Below are 15,665 nucleotides of genomic sequence, written 5' to 3' on the forward strand. Positions count from 1 at the left end.
AACTAACTCCGATGAAAAATCTCCTAAATGTCGGCTCCATCATTTTCTTTATCGGCTTCTTTATCAAGTTCTTTCACATTCACTACAATGCGGTGGTCATGCTGGCAGGACTTTTAATACTGCTCGTGACCTGCCTGGTTGCCATCATCAAAAAAGGAAGTGGTACGAACGGATGGGCCAACCTTGCTGCCACTTTCTGGCTGGCTTTGCTGCTGTTTACAATCAAGTTCTACCCATTTGTGCCTGTTGTATTGACAGTTGCAGTGGTTGCCTCTATTGTAGGCTTTATGACCATCGTAAGAACCAAAACCTGGAAAGCGTCAGTATTCCCTGCGATATGTATGGCGTTGGCGATCACATTCCACCTAATGCCTGCCGACAACAAGTACCATCTCATGAATGTTCGCTGGAACTATGAAATCGATACGGACTTCGCCACCTGGGACAAGTATTCATGGTTCCTTTATCAAAACGGGAAATATGAAGAAGCATTGGATGCTTCTAGCAGGGCGCTCCGAATAGCCAGTGAAGTGGGAGACACCGAATGGGAAAATTTCATCGCCGACCATAGGAGCAGGATTGAGCAAAGAAGCTGGACAACCTTTCGCTAGAAGCTGCACAACAACTATCCTTTGGTGATTGTCAGTGTTCAATGGGCACTTTTCAAAAGTAATGTGCGTTATTTGTAGCGAATTACCTGCTTAAATTTCTCATACATTGCGCACAACACTCATACTTTTTGCTTTGGGCTGCCCGCTTTGGCTTTTTGCTAAAACTGAGCTTACGGGAGTAGTAGTGGATGAAGCCTCCAAAAACCCAATCTCCTACGTTAATATTGGCGTCTTTGACAAAAACATTGGCACCGTATCGGACGCAAAAGGCGTCTTTTCGCTGAACATCGGGGAAATCGGTCCGGGCGACTCGATTGTGTTTTCAATTGTTGGCTATAAAAGAGTGGCACATCCCCTGCGGGAGCTACTTAACACGTCACCTTTAATTATTCGGCTCAGGGAGGATGTTATTAATTTGAGAGAGATAGTGATTGAAAATGATCCTTCTGACATTAAAACACTCGGAGTGAATCGGGTTTCTGGTAAAAGGTTTGGTTTCGTTGGAGGCATCGGCGCTGGTGCCGAAGTATCACGGAAAATGAGTGTTTCGAAGCCTTCGTTACTTCAATCGGCCTCCATCTATGTGCGCAATAAAAGAAACGGCTCGTTCAAACTGCGCCTGAACGTTTATACTATCGACCGAAATGCCAATGAACCGGGTCACTCACTGCTTACCCGATCGATCATTCTGGAGTCGGATCTGAAGGAGGGTTGGCTCAACTATGATTTCAAGGAGCCGCTGGTGGTGGACGAACCGTTCTATATTTCCTACGAATGGGTAGAGGCCAACCTTCAGAATCCCATGATAGCCCTGAGGGGCAACAACCACGATGAAAGAGTGCGGGTAAGACCTGTGAGCATGGGAAGGTGGATCATGGGTGGAAACTACGATTTTGCCATCCGTTGCGAGGTAATGAATGACTGAGCAAGCTAAAATGACAACTCCACCCCTTCTCACCTCATACCCATGATGAAGAAAACGATAGGGTTTTCCCTTCTGGTAGTTCTTTGCGAGTATGCTATTTACGTGTGGTCGGGCGGTGTATCACGAGAGCCAGGCATCTACTTCCAGCTTGCAGCAAGGTATTCTGCCAGGGTTTCATTTTTGCTTTTTGCAGGTATCCTTTGCTGGACGGGCATCAAAGGTTTGAAGCACATTTATGCAGAAGAGCAGCGCCGGCAATTATTTGTCAGCCTACTTTTTCTGCTGGCCCTCAACCACCTTATCCATTTCTACTTTCTTGCCATGAACTTCGAAGCAAGAGGCATGGAGCTGCGTGAGTTCAAAAATTTACCAGGTGCTGTTGCCTACATTGTCCTGACCCTCTCTCCGTTCTTTTTATGGAACAAAAAAGAACTTACAAGAAGTCGCTACCAAATTATTATCTCCGGCTTTGTGCTGGTCACAGCCTTGTTTATGGGAACCTACGTCAAAAGGTTTACACAGGAAATGGAGGTGCCCATTTCGAAATATTTACTGACAGCCAACCTGGCCGTGCTGACTTCGTTGGTAGCCATCAACATCTTCAAAATACGCTCCGAAAAAAATCTCAAATAATTCAAGGTATCTACCCACCAATCTACACCAACCAGGGTCATTCCGATAAAAAAACTCACAATGAAAACTACTTTTTTGGCAGGTGCTATTCTTTTATTTCACAGTTTGACAGCACAAGAGTCTCTTACAAAGCCTTTTAAGGATTGCCATATCGACGGCAGTATTACTCTCTTTGATTACAATGCCAAAAAATGGATTTCCAGCGATATTAACGATAGCCATAAGCCCACTTTGCCGGCCTCCACTTTCAAAATCATCAACACCCTGATAGCGCTGGAAACAGGTGTGGCAAAAGATGAAAACCATTTGGTAAAATGGCCCGGAACCACCGACGCGGTGAAATATGGCTACCGGCCTGACATTTACCACGACATCACCATGAAAGATGCCTTTCGGCTTTCTGCCGGATGGGCCTATGTGGAAATGGCAAAGGAAATCGGCAAAGAACGCTATGAGCACTTTCTAAAAGCCAGCCACTATGGCAATGCCGATGTTTCCATCAACGACCCCGACTTCTGGAACTTTGGTTCGTTTGCCATATCGCCAGCCAATCAAATAGAAATCCTGATTGGCGTGTACGAAGAGACCCTCCCCTTCTCTAAGCGCTCTTTTAAAATCTTGAAAGAGATGATGATAGAAGAACAAAACGAAGGCTACACCTTGCGGGCCAAAACCGGCTGGACCCGTGATGGGGGAAAAGACACTGGCTGGTGGGTAGGTTATGTCGAAAAAGAAGACAACGTCTACTTTTTTGCCACTCGGTTGATAAAAGACAGGAAAGCTATTAACCCAAATTTCGGAAGCTGTAGGAAGACGATTACCCGGCAGATTCTGAAGGATCTGAAAATGCTGCCTTAAATAGATAGTGATTTGCACTACTGGTAAGCCGAGATGAATGCTTTGATATTGAGCGTCGTCGACAGAAGGTCGCCCTGCGTCTCTCCAAGTGTCGTGGCCAAAATTTTCATGACCCAAAAAGCAGGGTAATACCCGCCACTTTGTTTAGCTTTTCCATTGAGCAGTTGGTTTTTCCGGGAGTTGACCTGTCGTTCACTTATTCTCCGTCATCATCCACATCTCCCTCTTTGATTGTCTCAGTTTTTAGAACTTTACCTGCCGGGGAAATCACTACTTCCATATCTGACAAGCCTTTCTCCAACACAAATTCATAAGCGGTGCCTGTAGGACTTTCCGTCATTTCTATCGCTTCTATCATATACCCTGCAAAAGCGGAGTCAATAGCATTTTTCACCGCAGCAGGCACCTCGGCCTCTTCTATTTCATGTTCTGTCTCCATCCACACTCCTTCCGCACTGAAGTTGGCTGAATAGTCATTTCCGTCAAGTTCGAACTCGGCTTCCCACTCAGTGTCGGTTTCCATTTCCCACTCTACGTCAGTAGCTGAAGCAAATTTCTTTTCAAAAGCAGCTTTTACTGCGGCAGACGGTTGCTTATCGTTAGCCTCGCACGATGCCATTACGAGAGCAAGTATCATTACCGAAAATGTTTCTAGCTTTTTCATACATTTAATTTTATGAGGTTTACAAGTTAGGGCTCAAAGTAGCATCACGATTCTGTAGAAATTTTGAATTGAGTATCAGCATGGGAAAAATTTTGGAAGCCATGGCGAAAGCACTCCTTCAAGATTTATTCAGAATTCAATGGTTACTTTGCGGCAATGAAAATCCTGATCATTGAAGACGAGCAAGAACTGGCACAAAACATCGCTGACTATCTGTCGGGGGAAAGCTACCTGTGTGAGCATGCGGCCACTTTCGATCAGGCAATGGATAAAATAGAAAGCTTTAGCTACGACTGCATCCTGCTGGATCTAATGCTGCCCGGTGGAAGCGGCCTGGAGATACTGGAGTCGCTGAAAAAACAGAACAAGCAGGAGGGCGTGATTATTATCTCCGCCAAAAATGCCATCGACGACAAAGTGAAAGGCCTGCAATTAGGTGCCGACGACTACCTGGCCAAACCGTTCTATCTGTCAGAGCTTTCTGCACGAGTGTACTCGATTATCAGGAGAAAGCAGTTTGGTAACAGCAATACGGTAAGACAAAATGAGCTGGAAATTGACCTCCTCGGCAAAACTGTGAAAGCGGGCAACCAAGCTATTAACCTAACGAAAAAGGAGTTTGACCTTCTACTTTTTTTTGTAGGCAATAAAAATCGTGTGATCTCCAAAAGTGCCTTGGCAGAACATCTTTCCGGCGACCTGGCCGACATGCTCGATAATCATGATTTTGTCTACGCTCACATCAAAAACCTGAAAAAGAAACTCAATGAGGTACATTGCGATAACCACCTGAAAACAGTATACGGAACTGGCTACAAATGGGAAGGATGAGCAAGCTGCTGGACAAACCCCTCAAAATATTCACCTTGTACGCCCTGTTCATTCTGGCGTGCAGCATTCCCGCCTATTACCTGGTGGTGGATTATATCTGGCTCAATGAGCTCGATGAGCACAATGAAATAGTCAGAACCAGAATGGAGCAGGGGTTAAACAATATTGACATCGACGAACAAACACTTGCGCAAACCCTCAAAGTGTGGAACAGCGTTCAGCCAGGCACTACCATCTCTGCCGCTCAGCCTGGTGAAGCCAGGGAAGACAGTATCTACACAGTCTCGAAGCTCAATATTTATTCAGAAGATGGCGAAATAGACAGGTTCAGAGGCTTACAAACTTACCTCAACATCTATGGAAGGCCATACAAGCTGACGATAGAAACCAATGTGGAAGAAGTTGACGAAACATTGCTTGCCATTGCATTGATCACTTTCCTGTTCTTTGGCTTTCTTATACTTGGCTTTATTCTACTGAATAGAAGAATCTCCGGACAGGTTTGGCTCCCATTTAGAAAAACGCTTGACAAGTTGCGAAACTTCGACTTGAATAAACAAACAGAAGTTATTTTTGAAAAAACTGATATCGAGGAGTTTGAAGAACTGCAGACAGTGATGAAGCAATTGATTCATAACAATGCGTCAGTTTATCTCCGTCAAAAGGAGTTTTCGGAAAACGCCTCGCATGAACTTCAAACACCGCTGGCAGTACTAAAGTCAAAACTCGATATACTGCTTCAGGACAACACCCTTTCTGAGGCACAATACGAGAAAATTTCTTCGCTTAACTCTCCCCTCTCCCGGGTTTCCAGGATCAACAAAAATCTACTACTGTTGGCCAAACTGGAAAATCAGCAGTTTGACGAAAGTCACCCCATAGATTTGGGAGAGTTGCTCAATGAAACCACCGGCTTGTTAGCTGACCAGGCAGAAGCAAAGGATATCACCATCAGCCTGAAGATTGATCGTTACACAATGGTGAACGGGAACAAGTACCTAGTGGAAATAGTGCTCACCAACTTGCTGGTCAACGCCATTCGCCACAATGTGTCTGGGGGAACTGTCGCCATAGTACTTACCGGTGGTGTATTAACGATCTCGAATTCTGGCGGCAAGCCGTTAAAGGAGGAGCGCCTTTTCCAACGGTTTGGAAATGCCTCTCCGGAAAATCCCACCAGTGGTCTGGGGCTTTCTATTGTGAAAGAAATTTGTCAACGATACAGTTGGGATATTCGCTATGATTTTAAAGAAGGGCTCCATGTCTTTTCAGCCACATTTTGAAATTCAGAATTTCTACAAATTCGACTGGCAACTTTGCCTCAAAGGTGATCGGAAATTCCTGACACCTTGATGAAATCAACCGATAAAAAGTCTCCTAGTAAAATGAAGCACATTAAAAACCTTGTCCTTAGTATTTCATTGTTGATACCAATGGTGCTCTCAGCCCAAAACGGTACAATCACAGTATCAGGATCAATAAAAGACAACAAATCACAATCGGCACTGGCTTATGTTAGCGTCGTGCTGAAAACTGAGACAGACAGTGCGTTTGTGTCAGGCACGATCACCAACGACGAAGGGCTATTCGTGCTTACCGGTGTGAAACCAGGAAAATATGTATTGGAAGCCTCTTATGTTGGCTTTAAACCCCTAAAACAACCACTGTTTGTGGGTAGCTTAAGCAAGTTTTTAGAGGTAGCGCCCATCACTTTGGAGGAGGACGTAGAAACGTTAAGCGAAGTGGTTGTCACCGGTCAGCAAGATGCCGTTAGTGAATCGCTCGACAAAAAAACATTCACTGTAGCCGACAACGTTAGCCAGGCCGGTGGCTCCGTGCTTCAGGCCATGCAAAACCTGCCGGGAGTAACTGTGCAGGATGGAAAAGTACTTTTGAGAGGCAATGACCGGGTGGCAGTGCTGATTGATGGAAAACAAACGGCACTGACGGGTTTCGGCTCACAATCGGGACTGGATAACTTGCCAGCATCGGCCATCGAGAAAATCGAAATCATCAACAATCCCTCCTCCAAGTACGACGCCAATGGCAATGCAGGCATTATCAACATCATTTATAAAAAAGACAAGCAGGAAGGCTTCAACGGAAAGGTTGGCGTTTCTTCAGGCCTGGGGGCACTTTGGGTCAAAAACGAGAACCTGCCCACCATTCGGCCGCAATACCAGGCCACGCCAAAGATCAATCCTTCCATCTCACTTAATTACAAGAAGAATAAGGTCAATACCTTTCTGCAGGCCGATAACTTATATACCCATACACTCAATAAAAACGAGTTTGTCACCAGGACCTACGACGACGGAACGGTGATTTACAATCAAACGAAACGCAACAGAGACACCAACCTTTTCTCAGGCAAAACCGGCATGGACTGGAGTATCGACGATGCCAACAGCCTCACCTTCTCTGGGTTTTTAAGCAGCGAAAAAATCCTTGATCGGGGCGATGAGCCTTTCTTCGAGGGAGACCTCAGCAATCGTTACAGACTATGGCAGTTTTTGGAAGATGAGCTTAAAACTACAGTGATGGCTACGGCAGCCTATCAGCACAAATACAAGCAGCCTGGTCGCTTGCTCAATATCGGCTTCAACTACACCTACCACCGGGAAAACGAGCAGTACTTCTTCGATAATATCTTGCCTGAGTCTACCGGAAGAGATGCGTTCAAACTCATTTCTGATGAGCATGTGGCCGATTTCAACCTCGACTACGTGCAGCCCCTGCAATACGGCCGCTTTGAAACAGGTCTTAAGTTTCGCAGGCGGACGATCCCTACCAACATGCAGTTCTTTCCGGGGTTGAACTCCCCTATCGACTCAGCGGCTGGCGGCTGGGCCAATTACGGCGAGCTAATTCCCGCCGTGTATGGCAACTACGTCTTCGAAAATGAAAAGTATGAGGTGGAAGCTGGCGTGCGGGTGGAGCATGTGAAGATTGACTACAAGGTGAACCCGGATCACCCCACGTACAAAACAAGCGGTTACAACTACACCCAGCCCTTTCCCAACGTGCGCCTGGCCTACAAGCTCAACGAGAACAACAAACTGTCGGTATTCTTTAATCGCCGGGTAGACAGGCCCAACGAGGTCGACATCAGGATCTTCCCCAAATACGACGACGCTGAAATCATCAAAGTGGGTAACCCGGGGCTTCGGCCACAGTTTACCACCAACTACGAGCTAGGCCACAAGGGCAGCTGGAATACGGGCTATTTGTACTCATCTGTTTACCATAAGCAGATGGATGCCACCATCACCCGCATTGGAAGCATTGTGCCGGGCAGCGTACTTATCTACAACATTTTCCAAAATGCTGGCAAAAGCTACAATACCGGCTTTGAAATCCTTCTTTCGCAAAGCCTTGACAAATGGGCTACAATCAACTTTAGTGTAAATGGTTACCAAAATATCATCGAAGCCTTTACGGTAACCAACCTCTATCCTGAAGTGAATGTGTTCACAGCTGCCCGGCAGGAAATCCTTTCTGGTAACGTAAAGCTCAATAGCGTCTTTCACCTGGCAAAGCAAGTGGATATTCAGCTGAGCGGCACTTACCTGGCCCCTGACATTATCCCGCAGGGAACCATCGGCACCCGCTTTTCGCTGGATTTGGGCATAAAGAAGTCCATGCAGCAAGGAAGAGGCGAACTATATGCCAATGCTACCGACCTGCTGAACACCATGAGAGTCAAGCGGGAGATTCAGGGCGATGGATTTAAGTATATAGCTACTGACTACTACGAAACCCAGGTGGTGAGAGTGGGTTATAGTTATAAGTTTTAGAAAAATAACACAGTGTGTGACGATAGAGCGCTTTATAATATATTATCATCTTCGTTTCAGCAGCAAGTCTATTTTTTTTGCTAGACGGCCTCAATGGATCGCTTATACAATGTGTAAAAAAGAAAAGGCAGGAAGCCGAATCCAAAAAGAAAGCCTCCGCTAATTAGCACCGCCCCTGAACCTTCTAAATGAAGCATATTGAGAATGCTGCCAAGTGCAAGCATCATAAAGCCCGCAGCGCCTACTATCCATTTTATTCTTTCAGACGGCGAATAAGTCCCGTTACTCTTCAAATGGCTTACTAAAAGGAGAGGCGCAAACAAAAATGCGGTAACTATAATACTGCCGAACAGCAAAATAGAAGCACCCGGCAAATGCAACGATTTGAACACGACGGACAATGTAAGTCCCAATGTGGAAATGAATCCGGTTAGATAAGTAATTCGTTTCATATTAGTGATTTTATTAAAATTGAGAACAAAGAATACCTCCTCCTGTATTTCATCAAAACCATTCGGTGTGGTTTGCTGAAACGCCTTTTGATAGGCAACCTCAAATGACATCCCCTCACCCATGTCTTCTTCTATGAGGCAATAAAAATGGTCGATAAGATCATCCTGCACTTCTTTGCTGGAAATGCTACTTTCCTTCACTTTATTCGTAATAAAGTCTATTTGGTCATCGGTAATCATGCGCTGGCCGGTTTACTCTCTGGTTCAAACATGATGCTCTCAATAGTCTTCAAAAAGTCCATCAACTGCGATACCTTTTCCTTCTTGGCTTCATTTCCTTTTTGGGTGAGCGTGTAATACTTTCTGACCCGCTTCCCTATGCTCACTTCTTCCGTAGTCACCGTGCCGTCGACAAGCATTTTGTGAAGGGCCGGATACAGTGAACCGTCTTTCAATAGAATTTTACCGCCGGTTAATTCCTTTACCTTTTGACAAATTTCGTAACCGTACATTCTGCCATGCTCGCTGAGTAGCCTCAAAATGATCATGTCAATGGTGCCTTTCAATAGCTCTTTTGAATACATAGCACAATAATACATAGATATATGATATATCAAAACTAGAGGTATAAATTTATCTTTTGAACAAGGGTTTGTCACACAGCAACTATTTAGCTGTCTGCCTTACTGAAGCTTTCATCAACCGAAATAGCCCCTCGAAGAAAATACCAGCCCCTGGGACAGCAGAATGTATACTACCGACCTCCTAAATTGGTTAATTTGACCATGCTCCCACGATTGTATAGGCATGACTTGACATTCCTTTCCAGCCTGGTAATTAGTGAGGCACCTGTGAATGTGGATTGTCAATGGCAAGGAATCATTAACTTTATCACCGCATAGAATCGAAAACCAGGTAAAAAACAGATGATAAGTAAAGATCCAAGAAAAGGTGGTCTGGCTGGAAGGGTGACAAAACTCTCCAATTCAGAACAGCAAAACAACCCACTCCATGGGGTAAGGTTGGATGCTATTCTGGAAGAACTGGTGGCTAAGCTTGGCTGGGAGGAACTGGGTAAAAAAATCAATATTCGCTGTTTTAACTACGATCCTTCTATTAAATCCAGCCTGGCATTTTTAAGAAAGACACCTTGGGCGAGAGAGAAAGTAGAACAACTTTACCTGCGTGTTATCAAAAAAACCAGATGAGAAATGAGGATTTGTGTAGCGCAAACCCGACCATTAAAAGGTGACATTGCGGCCAATATTGCGCAACACAAGAAGCTGATCCATTTGGCTGTTGAGGAAAAAGGAAACGTCCTCGTTTTTCCTGAGTTGTCGATTACCGGCTATGAGCCGCACCTGGCAAAAGAACTCGCAATGAGTCCGGGTGATCCCAGGCTTAGCGCTTTCCAGCATATGGCTGATCAACACGAGATTATCATTGGTCTGGGCATTCCAATGATAAAAGAAGGCGGAATCAACATCACAATGGTTATTTTCCACCCCCACGCACCCAGGCAAACCTATTCCAAAAAATACCTGCATGCCGATGAAGAGCCATTTTTCGTTAGTGGCGAAAACGACAGCACGAGAATCAAAGGAACCGGCATTGAGCTGGCCATTTGCTACGAAATATCAGTGCCTGAGCATGCAGCCACCGCAGCCAAAAATGGCGGAACCGTTTATCTGGCTAGCGTAGCTAAATCTGCCAAAGGAGTGGAAATGGCCCACAAGACCTTAGCTGAGATAGCTACAAAGTATGGCATGACTGCACTAATGGCCAATTCGGTGGGGCCAAGCGATGACTTCGTTGGAGCTGGCGGGTCGGCCATTTGGGATAGCAAAGGAAAACTTGTGAGACAATTGGATTCTGACTGTGAGGGACTATTGATAGTTGATGCGGAAACACTGGAAGTAGAGGCGAAAGAGTTCTACTAGCTGAACCAGACAATCATTTTGTAGAAAGTAGTCCGGACAGTCTTTCTCCTGTTATCGTCCATAGTTGCGACGAACGGCTCCAGAAACTCTCTTTGCTACAAAAATTTTGACCTGCCTATTGCCAGGAAAGCCTGTATGGCTACTAAATATGCACACGCAGTGAGCGGATTAGACCATCCCATTCAATTTCGTATCTTTAGGTATACAACCAACCTCACACTCAATGGGCGTCAAAGGAGATAAAATAACAAAGGAATCAGCTAGTTCTGCAGAATGGCTGGTAGAGAAATTATTCTCCATTGAAGGGATCACCGTTAAGAAAATGTTTGGCGGCCATGGTATATTTCATGAATCCGCCATGTTTGGCATTGTTGACTCCAAAGGCCAGTGTTTTGTGAAAGTGAACGAAGCACTTAAAAACACCCTTGTCAAAGCCGGAGCTAGCCAACACAGCAAAATGCCTTACTACTCCATCCCCGAAAGCATATTAGAAGATCAGAAAGAGCTTGTCGACTTAGTGACCAAAATAATCGCCCATACAAAGTGACATAGAAGCTAAAGTTTCATGACTCTCATAAATCCAGTTAGCTTATGTTGCCATGCTTGACACAAAAGGATTCCAACTTTTCCGACTCCTTTGTATCTTTCTCTTTATGAATAAAAGCACCACGGAACTCTCCTTATGCCGGATAGCTTATCTACTCGCCTTGCTTCTGTGTTTTGGATGTTCATCAAGTGAAACCAACTGGCCCGAATATAACGGTGGCCCCGATCGGAATCACTACTCTGATCTAACCCAATTCAACAAAGCAAACGTCAGTCGCCTGGAAAAGGCATGGGAATACAGCTCAGGTGGCGCTGACACCACCAAAAATCAAACGCAGATTCAGTGCAACCCCATCATCATCGATGGCATACTCTACGGCGTTTCGGCGGGATCGCAGGCTTTTGCGCTTGATGCGGCCACTGGAAAGGAACTGTGGAAGACCAGTTTTACAGACAAAACCTTCTCCATGACAAGCCGGGGCGTTACCTATCAGTCGGATGAAACTGGAAAAAGGATTTTCTTTGGCTACGGGCACTTGCTCTACTGCCTCGACGCAAACACGGGAAAGCCGATTTCTTCCTTTGGAGACAACGGAAAAATCGACCTGAAGCAAGGCCTGGAGCGCCCAACTGCCGACGATTACGTCGTGTACAACACACCCGGCGTCATCTTCGAAAATCTGTTGATTACTGGTGCCCGTGTGCAGGAAAACTCTGCAGCCTTGCTAGGCGACGTGCGGGCTTTTGACGTTCACACCGGTGAGCTGACCTGGACTTTCAAAACGATTCCGGAAAACGGTGAATTTGGCAGCGATACCTGGCCACCTAACGCCAGGCAAAATACAGGTGGTGCCAACTCCTGGATGGGCATGGCCATCGATAGGGAAAATGAAATAGTGTACGTCCCCACAGGTTCGGCTGCATTTGATTTTTATGGCGGCGACCGGGCAGGCGACAATCTCTTTGCCAATTGTCTCCTCGCCCTCAATGCAAGAACAGGTGAGCGCATCTGGCATTTTCAGACCATGCACCATGACATTTGGGACAGAGACCTCCCCGCTCCACCCAACCTGATCACACTGGAAAAGGACGGTGAACAAATACCTGCTGTTGCGCAAATTACCAAGCAGGGCTATGTTTTCGTCTTCAATCGCCTCACAGGGGAGCCGGTGTTCCCGATAGAAGAAAGAGCTATGCTTACAGCTGGTATGCCAGGTGAGCAAGTGAGCCCTACGCAGCCCTTCCCCAGGCTGCCCGAACCCTTTACCAGACAGTCATTCACGTCGGCTGATGTGCGAACCGATGCCCCTGACCGGGAGGAGATTCTCCGGCAACTCGGCGAAGCAAAAACAGGGCAGGCCTATATCCCCCTGACTGAACAACGAACCATCTTCTTCCCCGGCACTGACGGAGGCGGTCAGTGGGGTGGTGCGGCGGTTGATCCTGAAGGCGTAATGTATGTGCCTGCCAAGGAAGTACCGGTATACTCTTCGCTTACCAACGCACCCCGGCAGCAGGTATTGACCTCCTCCAGCATCTTGTATCAAATTCATTGTGGCTCCTGCCATGGCAACGACATGACTGGCGACCATAGTGGTGCCTATCCGTCGCTCAAAGATTTTAACAAGCGAAGAACTGCCGATGAAGCATACAGCATCATAGAGCGAGGCCGTGGAATGATGCCTGCTTTTACTCAATTGAGCAGCGCTGAAAAGAAAGCCATTGCCGACTACATCATGGGCATTGGCGATGTGACCCTGACAGCCTCAACCGACTCCCGCACTTCGCCTTACAAACATACTGGCTATAACCGGTGGTACTCGGAGGACGGCTACCCTGTGAACACGCCACCCTGGGGTACATTGACAGCAATTGATCTTGCCTCTGGTAAAAGGAAATGGCAAGTGCCATTGGGTGAATTCCCTACACTAAGTAAGCAGGGAATTCCACCAACAGGCACCGACAACTACGGCGGGCCGCTGGTTACCGGCGACCTTATTTTCATCGCCGCCACTCCTGATCAGAAATTTCGGGCGTTTGATAAACTGACTGGTGAACTCGTTTGGGAAACCACTCTTCTGGCGGCAGGCTATGCTTCGCCATCCACTTACTCAGTAAATGGAAAGCAATACCTGGTGATTGCCTGCGGTGGTGGCAAGCTGAGAAGTCGTTCCGGAGACAGGTACGTCGCTTTTGCCTTGCCAGACTAGCTAGTCTTCATACAGCTTCAGTCGACTCCTTACCTGGCTGAGTTCAGTCTGTAGCGCCTCAATCTTGTTCAGCAAATTGAATACGATGTCAATGCCCTCTATGTTGACATCCAGCTCATGATGCATGCGGATCATCTTTTCGACGGCATTCATCTGATCTTCATGAATGTACTGCGTTTGCTCAAGCGTCACTATCTCAATCAAGCCAATTTCTCCCAGGTTAATAAAGAAGGTAGTCTCCACTTTATAGTGCTCGCAAAGCGTTTCTATTGGTATGTGGGTATCGGTTTTCATGGTTTTCTCAATTTAGCAAGTTCGCCCAACAATTCCTTCTCTTTGCTAGTCAGGTTCGTAGGTATGGAAATCTGATAAGTCACATACAAGTCGCCAAACGCTCCCTCTTTTTTGTAGACAGGAAAGCCCTTTCCTTTCAGTTTCACCTTCGATCCGTTTTGGGTTTCTGGCTGCACCTTCAATTTCACTTTTCCATCGAACGTATCAATGGTGATTTCCCCGCCCAGCATCGCTGTGTACAAATCGAGGTCCACTGTGGAGTAGAGGTTGTCACCATCAAGTTTGAATTTGGTATCGTTGGTAATAGCAAAGGTGATGTAGAGGTCGCCTTTTGGCCCACCATTCATTCCATCACCGCCATGACCTTTGATCTTGATCACCTGCCCGTCTTTAACGCCAGCGGGGATTGTCAGTCTTATTTTCTTGCCATTAACGGTCAATGTCTGCTTCTGCGTATTGAACACATCGCTTAACCGCAAATGTAACTCAGCGTGATAGTCTTGTCCTTTGAATTTCACACTGCGCCCGCCTGCCCTACCAGCACCACCCCCGAACATAGATTCGAAAAAGTCGGAATAATCCTCACCGCCAAAACCTCCCGCAGCCTGCTGGTAAGTACTTCCTCTCCTCTGCTGCTGCTGTTGCGCTTTCGCCTTGTCAAACTCTTCCGCATGCTTCCAATCCTTGCCATAAGCATCGTATTTCTTACGGTTCTCCGGATTACTCAGCACCTCGTTCGCTTCATTCACCTCCTTGAACTTCCGTTCCGCCTCTTTGTCATTGGGGTTAATGTCAGGATGGTATTTCCTGGCCAGCTTGCGATAGGCATTTTTTATTTCCTTTTCACTCGCTCCTTTATCGACCCCAAGCAATTGATAATAGTCTATAAACGCCATGTTTGTGGTGGTATAATTGACCTCTTATATCACAATTATCGGGCGTCCCGGCTATTATTTTTATGACCAGAGTCAATGCAAAGCCGGATTCTTATCAGCCCGTATTTCGCATAAACAACCTTATTGTAAATTCCATTCCTCTGCGGTTTTAAAAACTTGACGTGGCCACCCAAACCCATTATTTGTTACCTTAGAAGGTAAAGTTTCAAACCGAATTTATGCTAAGACTTTCAGTGACAATAATTACTATTTTTTGCTGCATGATGGCTCGGGCCCAGATACTCAGGCTAGCCATACCTGACAAAACAGTGGTGCTGACGTTTGATGATGCCCCGGCAAGCCAGTATTCGGTAGTGGCTCCCCTGCTTCAGCAATACGGCTTTGATGCTACTTTTTTCGTCTGCGAATTTCCCCCCAACTACAGCGACAGCTCACTTTATATGAACTGGAGGCAGATCAGAGAGCTCGACTACATGGGTTTTGAGATCGCCAGCCACACCCGGTCGCATGCCAAAGTGGCCAGCCTCACCAAACCTCAATTGATTCAAGAGCTTATCTATATTGAAGCCAAGTGTGATTCCCTGAAAATAGCCAAACCAGCTAACTTTGCCTATCCGGGCTACAGCCTCAGTCCGTTGGTCGTTAACACACTTGACGAACAGGGCTATGCCTTTGCCCGTGCTGGCGGTGGCCGGCCATACGACCCGCTGAAGGATCACCCCTTGCTGGTTCCCAGCTGGGCCACAGACAGCACAAATAAAGAAGAGATCATGCAGGCGCTTGCTCAGGCCAAAGATGGGAAAATTGTAGTGCTGACCATTCATGGCGTGCCGGACATAGAACACCCCTGGGTAGATACGCCGCCGACACTCTTTAAAGAATACCTTCAATACTTTTCAGACAACGCCTTTAGTGTACTTTCGATGAAAGGACTTGAACGCTACATAAATGTGACGGAAGCCAAAAAGAAGCTCTCTCCTGACTACAATCTGCCTCTCAGGAACTAGC

18 protein-coding genes are annotated in these 15,665 nt (G+C 46.4%); 12 read left to right on the forward strand and 6 right to left on the reverse strand.

The genetic code is table 11. The features are described 5' to 3' along the window. Positions 1-11 precede the first annotated feature (11 nt). The 4 genes from ACMVP2_RS00280 (at position 12) to ACMVP2_RS00295 (ending at position 3,027) form a co-directional block, all read left to right on the forward strand. Positions 12-611 (forward strand): hypothetical protein, encoded by a 600-nt coding sequence (locus tag ACMVP2_RS00280; protein WP_416866233.1) that lies wholly within the window; start codon positions 12-14, stop codon positions 609-611. Between the two features lie 106 nt (positions 612-717). Then, on the forward strand, positions 718-1,536 hold the full coding sequence (locus ACMVP2_RS00285) for a carboxypeptidase-like regulatory domain-containing protein (protein ID WP_339793703.1): 819 nt from the start codon (positions 718-720) through the stop codon (positions 1,534-1,536). 42 nt (positions 1,537-1,578) lie between these two features. Continuing rightward, on the forward strand, positions 1,579-2,169 hold the full coding sequence (locus ACMVP2_RS00290; protein ID WP_416866234.1) for a hypothetical protein: 591 nt from the start codon (positions 1,579-1,581) through the stop codon (positions 2,167-2,169). A gap of 60 nt (positions 2,170-2,229) precedes the next feature. Beyond that, positions 2,230-3,027 (forward strand): penicillin-binding transpeptidase domain-containing protein, encoded by a 798-nt coding sequence (locus ACMVP2_RS00295; RefSeq protein ID WP_416866235.1) that lies wholly within the window; start codon positions 2,230-2,232, stop codon positions 3,025-3,027. A gap of 17 nt (positions 3,028-3,044) precedes the next feature. Here the strand turns inward: ACMVP2_RS00295 and ACMVP2_RS00300 are convergent, their stop codons facing one another. After that, entirely contained in the window at positions 3,045-3,137 is a 93-nt protein-coding gene (locus ACMVP2_RS00300) for a hypothetical protein (protein ID WP_416866236.1), read from the reverse strand. Between the two features lie 86 nt (positions 3,138-3,223). Next, positions 3,224-3,691, reverse strand: a complete 468-nt coding sequence (locus ACMVP2_RS00305) for a PepSY-like domain-containing protein (RefSeq protein ID WP_416866237.1) — start codon at positions 3,689-3,691, stop codon at positions 3,224-3,226. Positions 3,692-3,847: 156 nt separating this feature from the next. Between ACMVP2_RS00305 and ACMVP2_RS00310 the strand changes: the two genes are divergently transcribed. From ACMVP2_RS00310 to ACMVP2_RS00320, 3 genes are all read left to right on the forward strand, one after another. Next, positions 3,848-4,522 (forward strand): response regulator transcription factor, encoded by a 675-nt coding sequence (locus ACMVP2_RS00310; RefSeq protein ID WP_416866238.1) that lies wholly within the window; start codon positions 3,848-3,850, stop codon positions 4,520-4,522. Then, entirely contained in the window at positions 4,519-5,805 is a 1,287-nt protein-coding gene (locus ACMVP2_RS00315) for a sensor histidine kinase (protein ID WP_416866239.1), read from the forward strand. Before ACMVP2_RS00310 ends, ACMVP2_RS00315 begins: the two co-directional genes overlap by 4 nt. Positions 5,806-5,907: 102 nt before the next feature. Beyond that, positions 5,908-8,319: a TonB-dependent receptor domain-containing protein gene (locus ACMVP2_RS00320; RefSeq protein WP_416866240.1), complete on the forward strand. Its 2,412-nt coding sequence runs from the start codon at positions 5,908-5,910 to the stop codon at positions 8,317-8,319. Positions 8,320-8,399: 80 nt separating this feature from the next. Here the strand turns inward: ACMVP2_RS00320 and ACMVP2_RS00325 are convergent, their stop codons facing one another. Continuing rightward, positions 8,400-9,011, reverse strand: coding sequence for a hypothetical protein (locus ACMVP2_RS00325; RefSeq protein WP_416866241.1), 612 nt, complete (start codon positions 9,009-9,011; stop codon positions 8,400-8,402). Next, complete coding sequence (locus ACMVP2_RS00330; protein ID WP_416866242.1) at positions 9,008-9,370, reverse strand: PadR family transcriptional regulator; 363 nt, start codon at positions 9,368-9,370, stop codon at positions 9,008-9,010. Before ACMVP2_RS00330 ends, ACMVP2_RS00325 begins: the two co-directional genes overlap by 4 nt. 327 nt (positions 9,371-9,697) lie before the next feature. On the opposite strand from ACMVP2_RS00330, the gene ACMVP2_RS00335 reads away from it, so the two are divergent. The 4 genes from ACMVP2_RS00335 to ACMVP2_RS00350 all read left to right on the forward strand — a co-directional run bounded on the left by ACMVP2_RS00335 (position 9,698) and on the right by ACMVP2_RS00350 (position 13,467). Further along, the gene (locus ACMVP2_RS00335) at positions 9,698-9,979 is read left to right on the forward strand and encodes a VF530 family protein (RefSeq protein WP_339793725.1); all 282 of its coding nucleotides are present in this window, start codon (positions 9,698-9,700) and stop codon (positions 9,977-9,979) included. Positions 9,980-9,982: 3 nt separating this feature from the next. After that, entirely contained in the window at positions 9,983-10,711 is a 729-nt protein-coding gene (locus ACMVP2_RS00340) for a carbon-nitrogen hydrolase family protein (protein ID WP_339793727.1), read from the forward strand. A gap of 223 nt (positions 10,712-10,934) precedes the next feature. Next, complete coding sequence (locus ACMVP2_RS00345) at positions 10,935-11,258, forward strand: TfoX/Sxy family protein (protein ID WP_339793729.1); 324 nt, start codon at positions 10,935-10,937, stop codon at positions 11,256-11,258. A gap of 106 nt (positions 11,259-11,364) precedes the next feature. Beyond that, positions 11,365-13,467 carry a pyrroloquinoline quinone-dependent dehydrogenase gene (locus ACMVP2_RS00350; protein ID WP_416866243.1) on the forward strand — a complete coding sequence of 701 codons (2,103 nt, stop codon included), beginning with the start codon at positions 11,365-11,367 and terminating at the stop codon, positions 13,465-13,467. Here ACMVP2_RS00350 and ACMVP2_RS00355 read toward each other — a convergent pair whose 3' ends face one another. Together ACMVP2_RS00355 and ACMVP2_RS00360 are read right to left on the reverse strand one after the other, a co-directional pair. Next, positions 13,468-13,761, reverse strand: coding sequence for a chaperone modulator CbpM (locus ACMVP2_RS00355; RefSeq protein WP_339793733.1), 294 nt, complete (start codon positions 13,759-13,761; stop codon positions 13,468-13,470). Next, positions 13,758-14,657: a DnaJ C-terminal domain-containing protein gene (locus ACMVP2_RS00360; RefSeq protein WP_416866244.1), complete on the reverse strand. Its 900-nt coding sequence runs from the start codon at positions 14,655-14,657 to the stop codon at positions 13,758-13,760. The genes ACMVP2_RS00355 and ACMVP2_RS00360 overlap by 4 nt, the downstream gene beginning before the upstream one ends. A gap of 218 nt (positions 14,658-14,875) precedes the next feature. Here ACMVP2_RS00360 and ACMVP2_RS00365 point away from each other — a divergent pair, with 218 nt between their 5' ends. Further along, positions 14,876-15,664 (forward strand): polysaccharide deacetylase family protein, encoded by a 789-nt coding sequence (locus ACMVP2_RS00365; protein ID WP_416866245.1) that lies wholly within the window; start codon positions 14,876-14,878, stop codon positions 15,662-15,664. The last annotated feature ends 1 nt before the right edge of the window (position 15,665 follow it).

This window comes from Imperialibacter sp. (assembly GCF_048007035.1).
GTDB lineage: Bacteria > Bacteroidota > Bacteroidia > Cytophagales > Cyclobacteriaceae > Imperialibacter.